This window comes from Marisediminicola sp. LYQ134 (assembly GCF_046599635.1).
Classification (GTDB): domain Bacteria; phylum Actinomycetota; class Actinomycetes; order Actinomycetales; family Microbacteriaceae; genus Marisediminicola.
In genome coordinates this window covers 836,203-848,775 of record NZ_JBKIWP010000001.1, presented here as the reverse complement: position 1 = coordinate 848,775, position 12,573 = coordinate 836,203, and the positions used below count along the sequence as shown (strand labels likewise).

At 68.0% G+C, this 12,573-nt stretch carries 9 protein-coding genes and 1 tRNA gene; 2 read left to right on the top strand and 8 right to left on the bottom strand.

Annotated features, from left to right (window positions below; genetic code table 11):
• From ACLHIH_RS04155 to polA, 3 genes are read right to left on the bottom strand one after another with little or no spacing between them, the layout of a single operon-like run.
• Positions 1 to 300, bottom strand: a complete 300-nt coding sequence (locus tag ACLHIH_RS04155) for an HPr family phosphocarrier protein (protein WP_411315438.1) — start codon at positions 298 to 300, stop codon at positions 1 to 3.
• Position 301: 1 nt separating this feature from the next.
• Complete coding sequence (locus ACLHIH_RS04150; protein WP_411315437.1) at positions 302 to 763, bottom strand: PTS sugar transporter subunit IIA; 462 nt, start codon at positions 761 to 763, stop codon at positions 302 to 304.
• Positions 747 to 3,419, bottom strand: a complete 2,673-nt coding sequence (gene polA / locus ACLHIH_RS04145) for a DNA polymerase I (protein WP_411315436.1) — start codon at positions 3,417 to 3,419, stop codon at positions 747 to 749. The genes ACLHIH_RS04150 and polA overlap by 17 nt, the downstream gene beginning before the upstream one ends.
• Before the next feature lie 51 nt (positions 3,420 to 3,470).
• Here polA and ACLHIH_RS04140 point away from each other — a divergent pair, with 51 nt between their 5' ends.
• Positions 3,471 to 3,899 carry a hotdog fold thioesterase gene (locus tag ACLHIH_RS04140; protein ID WP_411315435.1) on the top strand — a complete coding sequence of 143 codons (429 nt, stop codon included), beginning with the start codon at positions 3,471 to 3,473 and terminating at the stop codon, positions 3,897 to 3,899.
• Positions 3,900 to 4,047: 148 nt separating this feature from the next.
• On the opposite strand, the gene ACLHIH_RS04135 is transcribed toward ACLHIH_RS04140, so the two are convergent.
• On the bottom strand, positions 4,048 to 4,653 hold the full coding sequence (locus ACLHIH_RS04135) for an ANTAR domain-containing response regulator (protein ID WP_411315434.1): 606 nt from the start codon (positions 4,651 to 4,653) through the stop codon (positions 4,048 to 4,050).
• 38 nt (positions 4,654 to 4,691) lie between these two features.
• Between ACLHIH_RS04135 and ACLHIH_RS04130 the strand changes: the two genes are divergently transcribed.
• A tRNA-Leu gene (locus ACLHIH_RS04130) sits at positions 4,692 to 4,774 on the top strand.
• 67 nt (positions 4,775 to 4,841) lie between these two features.
• Here ACLHIH_RS04130 and ACLHIH_RS04125 read toward each other — a convergent pair.
• The 4 genes from ACLHIH_RS04125 to gltB form a co-directional block, all read right to left on the bottom strand.
• Complete coding sequence (locus ACLHIH_RS04125) at positions 4,842 to 4,994, bottom strand: hypothetical protein (protein WP_411315433.1); 153 nt, start codon at positions 4,992 to 4,994, stop codon at positions 4,842 to 4,844.
• A gap of 5 nt (positions 4,995 to 4,999) precedes the next feature.
• Complete coding sequence (gene pyk, locus ACLHIH_RS04120; RefSeq protein WP_411315432.1) at positions 5,000 to 6,442, bottom strand: pyruvate kinase; 1,443 nt, start codon at positions 6,440 to 6,442, stop codon at positions 5,000 to 5,002.
• 79 nt (positions 6,443 to 6,521) lie between these two features.
• On the bottom strand, positions 6,522 to 7,976 hold the full coding sequence (locus ACLHIH_RS04115; protein ID WP_411315431.1) for a glutamate synthase subunit beta: 1,455 nt from the start codon (positions 7,974 to 7,976) through the stop codon (positions 6,522 to 6,524).
• Positions 7,969 to 12,546, bottom strand: coding sequence for a glutamate synthase large subunit (gltB, locus tag ACLHIH_RS04110; protein WP_411315430.1), 4,578 nt, complete (start codon positions 12,544 to 12,546; stop codon positions 7,969 to 7,971). Before gltB ends, ACLHIH_RS04115 begins: the two co-directional genes overlap by 8 nt.
• Positions 12,547 to 12,573 lie beyond the last annotated feature (27 nt).

Here is a 12,573-nt window from a genome sequence, read left to right as displayed (position 1 = left end):
TCAGAGGGCGTCGAGGTCCGACGAGAGCAACTCGGCGAGGGTGTCGAGCGCGGCATTCGCCCCGGGCTCGTCCGATTCGAGCACCACGGTCTCCCCGTGATCGATTCCCAGGGCGAGAACAGCGAGGATGCTCGCGGCGTTGGCCGTGCGCCCCGACTCGGCCGTGATGAGCACCGTGACACCGGTCTCGGCGGCCGCTCGGCTGAACAGGGAGGCGGGGCGGGCGTGCAACCCGATCGCCGATCGGATGACGACGGTTCGCTGCGGCATGACGGCCCCCTCGCTCGTGAGTGTGTCCACCCTAATCACTCTCCCGGAGGGCGTGCGCGGCCGCGGCGACATCGGGCGCCGCCCGCAGCTCGTCGGCACGCCCCGGAACGAGGAGAACCGACGCGAGTCTGCTCACGAGACCGACGTGTCCGCGCCCTCGCGCCGCGATCCCGATGGCGATGGTCACGCTCTCGCCGTTCCAGTCGAGAGGCTCGGCGAACGTCACGAGTGCGAGCGCGTCGTGTGACACGTCTCCGCGCGACGCGAGGGTCGCGTGCGGGAAGGCGATGCCGTCGCCGACGAACGTCGACACGCTCTCCTCGCGAGCGAGCATCGCGTCGAGGTAGCTCTCCTCGACCGCACCCGCCTTCACGAGCAGACCGCCGACCTCGCGGATGGCGCTCTCGACGTCGCGCGCCGACGAATGGAGCACGACGGAGTCGGCGCCGAGGAGGTCGACGAGCGGCGACGCGGGATCAGTGTGCTGCGGCATCCCAGTCCGTTCCTGTTCCGAGCTGGACCTCGAGGGGCACGGTGAGGTCGGCCGCCGACCCCATGCGCGTGCGGACGACCTCGCTCAGATCGTCGAGCTCGCCCTCGGCGACCTCGAAGACGAGCTCGTCGTGCACCTGGAGGAGCATGCGCGACGCCATGCCCCGGGTCGCGATGTCGTCGGCGATGCCGAGCATCGCGATCTTCATGATGTCGGCTGCGGAACCCTGGATGGGCGCGTTGAGGGCCGCGCGCTCGGCATTCTCCCTCAGCACGCGGTTCGACGAGTTGAGGTCGCCGAAAGGCCGACGTCTGCCGAAGATCGTCTCGGTGTATCCGTCGACCTTCGCCTTCGCGACGACGTCGCGGAGATAGTCGCGCACGGCACCGAAGCGCGAGAAGTAGTCGGTCATGAGCTGCTTCGCCTCGGCGCTCTCGATGCGCAATTGCTTCGAGAGCCCGAACGCACTCAAGCCGTAGGCGAGGCCGTACGACATCGCCTTGACCTTGTTGCGCATGGCCGGAGTGACGTCGGCGGGCTCGACGCCGAAGATGCGCGAACCGACGAACCGGTGCAGGTCCTCCCCCTCGTTGAAGGCGAGGATGAGCCCCTCGTCTCCCGAGAGGTGGGCCATGATGCGCATCTCGATCTGCGAGTAGTCGGCCGTCAGGAGGGTGTCGAACTCGGCACCGTGCACGAACGACGACCGGATGCGGCGACCGACCTCGTTGCGGATGGGGATGTTCTGCAGGTTGGGGTCGGTCGACGAGATGCGACCCGTGCTCGTGCCGGTCTGCTCGTAGCTCGTGTGGATTCGGCCGTCGCTCGCGATCGACTTCTCGAGGGTCTCGATGATCTGACGCAGCTTCGTGGCGTCGCGGTGCTTGAGCAGGAGGTCGAGGAACGGGTGGGGGTTCTGCTCCTGCAGATCGGCGAGGGAGGCGGCATCCGTCGAGAACCCGGTCTTGTTGGCACGCGTCTTCGGCATGCCGAGCTCGTCGAAGAGCACCTGCTGCAACTGTTTCGGAGACCCGAGGTTGACCTCGCGGCCGATCTCGGCGAACGCCGCTGTCGCGAGCGACGACGCCGTCTCGGCGAGCTCGGTCGATTGGGCGGCGAGGATGGCCGCGTCGACGGTGACCCCCGTGAGCTCCATCGTCGCGAGCACCGGAACGATCGGGAGCTCGATCCGCTCGAGAACCGCGAGAGACGAGTCGAGCTTCTCGCGCAGGTAGGCCGCGACCCGCACGACGAACCACGCCTCGGTCGCGAGGCTCGCGGGCTCCGCCTCGGGCACGAGCTGATTGGGGTCGGATGTCGGCATCGTCTCGCCGAGGAAGTCGTAGACCTGCGTCGTGAGGGTGTGCGCCGACCCTCCCGGACGGATGAGCCACGCCGCGATCTTCGTGTCGAAAGCGATGCCCGCGAGAGGTAGTCCGGCTCGAGTGAGGGTCTTGAGGTCGGACTTCGAGTCGAAGAAGTACTTGGGGGCGTCGCTCGCGAGCCACTCCTCGAGAGCGGTGTAGTCGGGCCGACCCGCGGCCCACGGCACGAACACCGAGTCGGTCTCCGACGCGATCCCGATGCCCGTGAGGCCGTCGGGGCCGCTCTCGAGCCGCACGCCGAGCGCCGTCGTGCCGGAGGCGGTCGCCGCGGTGAGCCAGTGCGCGAGTTCCTCGTCGACGAGGGTGCGCACGCCCGGTGCCGAGACGCCGACCGAGGTCGCAGCGGATTCGGCGGCGGCATCCCCGCCCTCGTCGGTCGCGGCGCCGTAGATCTTGAGCACGCGATCGAGGAGCGTCTTGAACTGCAGCTTGGCGAAGACCTCGCGCACCGCCGCCTCGTCGATCGGACGCCGCTCGAGATCGGCGGGGCCGACCGGCAGCTCGACGTCGCACAGCAAGTGGTTGAGCTTGCGATTGCGGATCGCGCGGTCCTTCTGCTCGCGGAGCTTCTCCCCCACGACGCCCTTGATCTCGTCGGCGTGCTCGAGCACACCGTCGAGGCTGCCGAACTGGGTGATCCACTTGACCGCGGTCTTCTCGCCGACCTTGTCGATGCCGATGAGGTTGTCGCTCGTCTCCCCGACGAGGGCTGCGACATCCGGGTACTGGTGGGGTTCGATCGCGTAGCGCTCGAACACGGCGTCGCGGTCGTAGCGCTTGAGCTCCGACACCCCGCGCGCGTTCGGGTAGAGCAGGGTGACGTCGTCGTTGACCATCTGGATGGCGTCTCGGTCGCCCGAGACGACGAGCACGCGATAGCCGTCGTGCGCGCCCTGCGTCGCGAGGGTCGCGAGGATGTCGTCGGCCTCGTAGTCCTCCTTCGTCACGGTCGTGATGCGCATGGCCTTGAGGGCCTCCTCGAGGAGCGGGATCTGCCCGACGAACTCGGGGGGCGTCTCGCCGCGTGTGCCCTTGTATTCGGGGTACTCCCGCGTGCGAAAGGAGTAGCGCGAGATGTCGAAGGCGACGGCGAGGTGCGTCGGCTTCTCTTTCTGGAGCAGGTTGATGAGCATCGCGATGAACCCGTGGATCGCGTTGGTGTGCTGACCCTCGCGGTTCTGGAAGCTGTCAACGGGCAAGGCGTAGAAGGCTCGGAACGCGAGCGAATGGCCGTCGATGATGAGCAGAGTAGGCTTTTCGTTGTCCGACACGCTGTCAGCCTAATCGGGCCCGCCGACACCCCGACGACGCGAAAGTGCCCCATGACTGTTTTTCCGGAGGGCTTGGACGCCGAGCTCGTCGCCCGCCTCATCGACTCGGAGGGCGGGGCTCTCGCTCGCAAGATGGGCATCGATTTCGTCGAGCTCTCGGCGGAGAGATCCGTCGCGCGGATGCCCGTCGAGGGCAACACTCAAGTCATCGGGCTCTTGCACGGCGGGGCCCACGTCGTGCTCGCCGAGACCCTCGGGTCGGTGTCGTCGGCCATCCACGCCGGACCGGGCCGCTACGCCGTCGGGATCGAGATCAACGCGACCCACAGCCGCTCCATCAGCGAGGGCTGGGTCACCGCGACGTGCACGGCGCTCGTGCTCGGTCGCACCCTCGCGACGCACGAGATCGTCATGACCGATGAGGCCGGCCGCCGCCTCTCGACGGTCCGCATGACGAACATGCTCCGCGACGCGACCTGACCGGCCTCCCGCCGTCTCGCCGCCCGCGCCGCCGCCACACCCGCCCCGACAGTACGTCGTTTCCGCGAGCGAACGTCGGATCCGACGTACGCTCGCGGAAACGACGTACTGTGGGGCGGCGCCGGGTGCGGCAGAGGGAGGGGGCGCGCTACTTCTTGGCGGAGAGCTGGTCGATGATCGACTGCGCGACGTCGTGCATCGTGAGCCTGCGGTCCATCGACGCCTTCTGGATCCAGCGGAACGCCTCGGGCTCGGTGAAGCCCATCTTCTCGTTGAGCAGGCCTTTGGCGCGGTCGACGAGCTTGCGGGTCTCGAAGCGCTCGACGAGGTCGGCGACCTCGGCCTCGAGCGTGATGATCTGCGTGTAGCGGCTCAGCGCGATCTCGATTGCGGGGAGCAGGTCGTTCGGGGTGAAGGGCTTGACGACGTAGGCGAGAGCACCGGCCTCGCTCGCGCGCTCCACGAGCTCCTTCTGGCTGAACGCCGTGAGGAGCACGACGGGCGCGATGTGGTTCTTGGTGAGTCGCTCGGCCGCGGAGATGCCGTCGAGCTGCGGCATCTTGACGTCCATGATGACGAGGTCGGGGCGTAGTTCGGTGGCGAGGGCGACAGCGGTCTCGCCGTCTCCCGCCTCACCGACGACCTCGAAGCCGTTGTCGCGGAGGGTCTCGACGATGTCGAGGCGGATGAGGGATTCGTCCTCGGCCACGACGACGCGGCGGGGAGCTTGGGGAGCGGAATCCTGGTCGGTCATGCCTAAACCCTACGGTATTCTGAACGCTGTCGTTGTGCGCCGGATTGGCGGAATGGCAGACGCGGAGCACTCAAAATGCTTTGTTCGAGAGGACGTGTGGGTTCAAGTCCCACATCCGGCACGACAGAACGAGAAGGGCCCCTGCACACGCGTGCAGGGGCCCTTCTCGTCTCCACCGTCGACCGGGGTCAGGCTTTGCCCGGCCGGACGGCGGCGTCGTCGCGCCAGTCGACGCGCGTGGTGCCGTCGTCTTTCGTCGTGACGTCGACGCGAGGCGCGGCGTCGTCCTCCGTCGATTTCGGCGCGGTCGTCAGCTGGTCGTGACGCTCGTCGTCGTTCACGCTCGTCACGCCTCGTACGCCGGAGCGACGGCGTTGCGCGCGTCGCCGACCCGGTGGACGCGGATGTCGTTCGTCGAACCGGAGACCCCGGGAGGGGACCCGGAGATGACGACGACCTTGTCTCCGACCTCGGCGAGGCCGTTGTCGAGGAGCGCGTCGTCGACCTGGTGGTACATCGCGTCGGTGTGCGTGACGCGCTCCCCGAGGAACGACTCGATGCCCCACGTGAGAGCCATGCGGCGACGGATCGCGGCGTCGGGGGTGAACGCCTTCATCGGGATGTTGAAGCGCAAGCGCGACATGCGGCGAGCCGAGTCGCCCGACTCGGTGAACACGCACACGTACTTCGCCTCGACGAAGTCGGCGACCTCGGCCGCGGCGAGGGTGATCGCGCCACCCTGTGTGCGCGGCTTGGTGCCGAGCGCCGGAATGCGCTCGAGGCCGTGGTCCTCGGTCGACTCGACGATGCGCGCCATGGTCTGCACCGTGATGACGGGGTACTTGCCCACGCTCGTCTCACCGCTCAGCATCACGGCGTCGGCACCGTCGAGAACGGCGTTGGCGACGTCGGATGTCTCGGCGCGGGTCGGGATGGGGCTCGAGATCATCGACTCGAGCATCTGCGTCGCGACGATGACCGGCTTGGCCATGCGGCGCGAGAGCTCGACGGCGCGCTTCTGCACGATCGGCACGGCTTCGAGCGGGAGCTCGACGCCGAGGTCGCCACGCGCGACCATGATGCCGTCGAACGCGTCGATGATGGCCTCGAGGTTGTCGACGGCCTGCGGCTTCTCGATCTTGGCGATGACGGGAACGCGGCGCCCCACCTCGGCCATGATCTCGTGCACGCGCGTGACATCGTCGGCGTCGCGCACGAACGAGAGCGCGATGTAGTCGGCACCGAGCTCAAGGCCCCAGCGGAGGTCCGCCTCGTCTTTCTCACTCAGAGCCGGAACACTCACGGCGACTCCGGGGAGGTTGATGCCCTTGTTGTTCGAGACGGTTCCCGCGACGACGACCTCGGTGTTGACGGTCGTGGCGTCGCTCGAGAGAACGCGCAGCTTGACCTTGCCGTCGTCGATGAGGAGGAAGTCACCCTCGGCGACATCCGCGGGGAGACCCTTGAAGGTGGTGCCGCAGACATCCTTGTTTCCGAGGATGTCGTCGGTCGTGATCGAGAACCTGTCACCGACGGCGAGGTCGTGCGGTCCGTCGGAGAACTTGCCGAGACGGATCTTCGGACCCTGGAGGTCGACGAGCACGGCGACGGCGCGACCCGAGTCCTCGGCGGCCCGACGCACGTTCGCGTAGACCTCTTCGTGCACGTCGTAACTTCCGTGACTGAGGTTCATGCGCGCGAGATCCACTCCCGCGTCGATGATCGCTCGGATGCTGTCATAGCTCGACGTTGCCGGACCGAGAGTGGCGACTATCTTTGCGCGTCTCATTGATTCCTTCTGGGTTGTCGGTTCTGGGGTGTTCGAGGTGGTCGTCATCGGGTTTCGATGCGCCGTGGAAACTATAGGACTAAAGCGCGAGCGCGCGATCCGTCGGGCGCACGGGCGCGGGGAGCTCGGTGTCGCCCTCGAGGTAGCGGTCGACCGCTGCCGCGACGGCTCGACCTTCGGCGATCGCCCACACGATGAGCGATTGCCCGCGACCGGCGTCGCCCGCAGCGAAGACTCCGGCTTCGCCGGTCTGGTAGTCGCCGTCGCGCGCGACATTGCCGCGCTCGAGGGGCAACCGGAGCTGCTCGGTGAGGAGCTCGCCCTCCGTGCCCGTGAAGCCCAGGGCGAGGAGCACGAGGTCGGCCGGGATCTCCCGCTCGGTGCCCGCCTTGGGCACGCGGCGACCGTCGATGTACTCGGTCTCGGCGACGCGGATGGCGCGCACCTCGCCGTTGTCGTTGGCGAGGAACTCGACGGTCGACGCGAGGAACATGCGCTCCCCGCCCTCCTCGTGAGCGCTCGTGACCTCGAAGAGGTTGGGCATCATCGGCCACGGTTGGTCTTCGGTGCGCTCGGTCGGCGGTTGCACGCCGATGGCGAGGTTGGTTACCGACAGGGCGCCCTGGCGGTGCGCCGTGCCGATGCAGTCCGCTCCCGTGTCGCCGCCGCCGAGCACGACGACGTGCTTGCCGTCTGAGGTGATCTGGTCGACGATCGAGTCGCCCGCTCCCGCACGGTTCTGCTGCACGAGGTACTCCATCGCGAAGTGCACTCCCGACAGGTCGCGGCCCGGGATCGGCAGGTCGCGCGGGACGAGCGCGCCCGTCGCGACGACGACCGCGTCGTAGCGCGCCCGCAGGTCGGGCCACGTGATGTCGACGCCGATCGTGACACCGGCGCGGAACCTCGTGCCCTCGGCCTGCATCTGGCGCAATCGCGACTCGAGGTGCTTCTTCTCCATCTTGAAGTCGGGGATGCCGTAGCGGAGGAGTCCGCCGATGCGGTCGTCGCGCTCGAAGACGGCGACGGTGTGGCCGGCACGCGTGAGCTGCTGCGCCGCCGCGAGGCCCGCGGGCCCCGACCCGACGACGGCGACCGTCTTGCCGGTGAGTCGCTCGGGAGGGTGCGGTTCGACCCAGTCGTTGGCGAACGCCTGGTCGATGATCGAGACCTCGACCTGCTTGATCGTCACGGCGGGCTGGTTGATGCCGAGCACGCACGAGCTCTCGCAGGGGGCGGGGCACAGTCGCCCCGTGAACTCCGGGAAGTTGTTGGTCGCGTGCAGACGCTCGATGGCCTGGCGACCCTCCCCGCGCCACATGAGGTCGTTCCACTCGGGGATGAGGTTGCCGAGCGGGCACCCCTGGTGACAGAACGGGATGCCGCAGTCCATGCAGCGTCCCGCCTGCTTGCGCACGGTCGCGGTGTCGCCCTGCTCGTAGACCTCTTTCCAGTCCATGAGCCGCAGCGCCACGGGTCGCCTCGGGGGCAGCTCGCGTTCGGTCGTCTTCAGGAATCCCTTGGGATCAGCCACCGGTCACCTCCATGATGCGTTCCCACACGACGTCGCCGTCGGGGTCGAGTCCTTCTTCGATGGCCGACGCTCTCGTCTCGAGAACGGCGGCGTAGTCGCGCGGGACGACTTTGACGAACTGCTCGACGGTCTCGGTGAAGCTCGCGAGCATCCGCTCGGCGAGCTTCGACCCGGTCTCGGCGACGTGGCGCTCGAGGAGGTCGTGCAGCATCTCGGCGTCGGCGGCGCCGAGGGGGTGCAGAACGAGTTCTCCCGTCGCGAGCGAGTCGGGGTTGACCCTGTCGCTCTCGAGAGCGTGGATGTATGCGGTGCCTCCCGACATCCCTGCACCGAGGTTCCGCCCTGTCGATCCGAGGATGACCGCGAGCCCACCGGTCATGTATTCGAGGGCGTGATCACCCACCCCCTCGACGACGGCGGTCGCTCCGGAGTTGCGCACGAGGAACCGCTCACCGACGATGCCGCGGATGAACATCGTGCCGCGCGTCGCGCCGTAGCCGATGACGTTGCCCGCGATGACATTGTCTTCGGCGGGGAAGACGCTCGCCGCGTTCGGTCGCACGACGATGTCCCCGCCCGAGAGGCCTTTGCCGACGTAGTCGTTGGAGTCTCCCTCGAGCCTCAGGGTGATTCCCGCGGGGAGGAACGCGCCGAGGGACTGACCGGCGGACCCCCGCAGGGTGATGTCGATCGTGCCCGCGGGCAGTCCGTTCTCTCCGTAGCGCTTCGTGACCTCGTGGCCGAGCATCGTTCCGACGGCGCGCTCCGTGTTGCGGATGGGCAGGTCGATCGACACGGGTGAGGCGTGGTCGAGAGCGTCGGCGCTCCGCGCGATGAGCTCGACATCGAAGTGCTCGTCGAGCTCGTGGTCTTGAGCGACGAGGTGCCTGAGCGGTGCGTCCGCGGCGAATTCCGGTCCCTGGAGGATGGGGGTGAGGTCGAGGCCGTCGGCTTTCCAGTGCTCGATGGCGCGTTCGACGCCGAGGAGCTCTTTGTGTCCGATCGCCTCGTCGAGTGAGCGGAAGCCGAGCTCGGCGAGGTACTCGCGCACCTCTTGCGCGAGGAACTCGAAGAAGTTGACGACGAACTCCGGCTTGCCCGTGAACCGGTCGCGCAGCTCGGGGTTCTGCGTCGCCACGCCGACGGGGCACGTGTCGAGGTGGCACACGCGCATGAGGATGCAGCCCGAGACGACGAGGGGCGCCGTTGCGAAGCCATACTCCTCGGCCCCGAGGAGGGCGGCGACGATGACGTCGCGCCCCGTCTTCATCTGCCCGTCGACCTGCACGACGACGCGCTCGCGCATGCCGTTGAGCATGAGCGTCTGCTGGGTCTCGGCGAGACCGAGCTCCCACGGTGTCCCCGCGTGCTTGAGCGAGTTGAGGGGGCTCGCGCCCGTTCCGCCGTCATGTCCGGAGACGAGCACGACGTCGGCGAGAGCTTTGGTGACTCCCGCGGCGACGGCGCCGATCCCCTTCTGGCTCACGAGCTTGACGTGCACTCGCGCCGCGGGGTTCGCGCGCTTGAGGTCGAAGATGAGCTGCTTGAGGTCTTCGATCGAGTAGATGTCGTGGTGCGGGGGCGGGCTGATGAGCCCGACGCCCGCGGTCGCGTGCCGCGTGCGCGCGATCCACGGGTAGACCTTGTTCGGCGGAAGCTGTCCGCCCTCGCCGGGCTTCGCCCCCTGCGCCATCTTGATCTGGATGTCGGTGGAGTGCGTGAGGTACATGCTCGTGACGCCGAAGCGGCCGGAGGCGACCTGCTTGATGGCGCTGCGACGCTCGGGGTCGAGCAAGCGCGCGGTGTTTTCGCCGCCCTCCCCCGTGTTGCTCTTGCCGCCGAGCTTGTTCATGGCGATCGCGAGCGTCTCGTGCGCCTCGGGGCTGATGGAGCCGTAGCTCATCGCCCCCGTCGAGAAGCGCTTGACGATGGCCGACACGGGCTCGACCTCGTCGATCGGCACGGCGGGACGCACTCCGGTGCGGAGCTTGAGGAGACCGCGGAGGGTCATGAGGTTCTCGGCCTGGTCGTCGACGAGCTTCGTGTAGTCGCGGAAGATGTCGTAGCGGCGCGCGCGTGTGGAGTGCTGCAGACGGAAGACCGTGTCGGGGTTGAAGAGGTGCGGCGGCCCCTCGCGACGCCACTGGTATTCGCCGCCGATCGCGAGTCGCTCGTGCGCGTGGCTCGAGCCGTCTTCGGGGTAGGCCGCGTCGTGTCGAGCGGCACTCTCGGCCGCGATGACGTCGATGCCGACACCGCCGAGGAGGCTCGACGTTCCCGTGAAGTACTGGTCGACGAACGCCTGGTCGAGACCGACGGCCTCGAAGGTCTGGGCGCCGGCGTACGAACCGACGACCGAGATGCCCATCTTCGACATGATCTTGAGCACGCCCTTGCCGAGCGCCTTGATGAGGTTGCGCACCGCGGCTTCGGGCGTGATGCCCGTGAGCATTCCGCTGCGCACGAGCTGCTCGGCGCTCTCCATCGCGAGGTAGGGGTTGACCGCCGAGGCGCCGTAGCCGATGAGGAGGGCGACGTGGTGCACCTCGCGCACGTCTCCCGCTTCGACGATGATGCCGACCTTCATGCGGTTGCGCTTGCGGATGAGGTGGTGGTGCACGGCCGCGAGCATGAGCAGCGAGGGCACGGGGGCGAAGTCTTTGTTCGAGTCGCGGTCCGAGAGCACGATGAACGTGCTGCCGTTCTCGATCGCGTCGTCGACTTCGGCGCACATCTCGTCCATGCGGTTCTGCATCGCGAGGGGCCCCTGGTCGACACGGTAGAGACCGCGCACGGTCGTCGTCGTACGGCTGCCCGGATGCGGGTCGATGTGCTGGATCTTGGCGAGTTCGTCGTTGTCGATCACGGGGAAGTCGAGGATCACCTGGCGGGCGTGCTCGGGGGTCGCCTCGAGGAGGTTGCGCTCGGGGCCGACACCGACCGTGAGCGACGTGACGACTTCTTCTCGGATCGAGTCGAGCGGCGGGTTCGTCACTTGCGCGAACGCCTGCGTGAAGTAGTCGAAGAGCAACCGGGGTCGCTTCGAGAGCACGGCGATCGGGGTGTCCGACCCCATCGCTCCGATCGGCTCGGCGCCCTTGGCCGCCATCGGCTGGAGGAGGATGCGCACCTCTTCCTCGGTGTAGCCGAAGGTGCGCTGGCGTCTCGTGACCGACGCGGGGGTGTGCACGATGTGCTCGCGCTCGGGGAGGTCGCGCAGGTTGATGCGCTCGCTCTCGAGCCACTCCCCCCACGGCTCGGATGTCGCGATCTCGGTCTTGATCTCGTCGTCTTCGATGATGCGGCCGGCCTCGGTGTCGACGACGAACATCCTGCCCGGGCGCAGCCGACCCTTGCGCACGACGCGAGCGGGGTCGATGTCGAGAACGCCGATCTCGCTCGCGAGCACGACGAGTCCGTCGTCGGTCACGAGGTAGCGGCCGGGGCGGAGGCCGTTGCGATCGAGGGTCGCACCGACGATGCTGCCGTCGGTGAAGACGAGGGCGGCGGGGCCGTCCCACGGCTCCATGAGCATCGAGTGGTACTCGTAGAAGTCGAGGCGGGTCGAGTCGATGCCGACCTGGTTCTCGTAGGCCTCGGGGACCATCATCATCATCGCGTGCGGCAGCGACCTGCCGGCGAGATTGAGCAGTTCGACGACTTCGTCGAACGAGGCGGAGTCGCTCGCGCCCGGGGTGTTGATCGGCAGGAGCGCGTCGATGTCGCCGAGCACGTCGGAGCTCAGTTGCGACTCGCGCGCGCGCATCCAGTTGCGGTTGCCCTGCACGGTGTTGATCTCACCGTTGTGCGCGACCATGCGGAACGGCTGCGCGAGGGGCCACGACGGGAAGGTGTTGGTCGAGTAGCGCGAGTGCACGAGGGCGAGTCGCGACGCAAACCTCTCGTCGGAGAGGTCGGGGTAGAACGGCTCGAGCTGCAGCGTCGTGACCATGCCCTTGTAGACGATCGTGCGGCACGAGAGCGAGGGGAAGTAGACCTCGGTCTCGCGCTCGGCGCGCTTGCGCACGCGGTAGGTCTGGCGATCGAGGCGGATGCCCGAGAGACGGGCGCCGTCGGCATCCGAGTGGGCGCTCTGCACGAAGAGCTGCTCGAATGCGGGCATCGCGGCACGCGCGAGCTTGCCGACCTCGTCGGCGCGCACGGGAACCTCGCGCCATCCGAGGATCTCGAGGGCCTCCTCGCGCGCGATCTCCTCGATGCGCGCTTTCACGGAAGCGCGATCCGCCTCGTCGCGGGGAAGGAACGCGGTGCCGACGGCGTAGGAGCCCGACTCGGGAATGGGGAATTCGGTGACCGCCCGGAAGAAGTCGTCGGGGATCTGCGTGACGATGCCGGCGCCGTCACCCGTGCCCGCGTCTGAACCGATCGCTCCGCGGTGCTCGAGGTTGCGCAGGGCACCAAGGGCCGCGTCGATGATGTCGTGGCCCGGGGTGCCGCGCAGTGTCGCGACCATGGCGAGACCGCACGCGTCGCGCTCGTTGTCGGGGTTGTACAACCCGGATGCCGCAGGCGCACCGCCGAAGCGGGAGAAAGGAGGCGAAAGAGCCATCGGGAACCGTCCTCGAGAGGGAGAAGT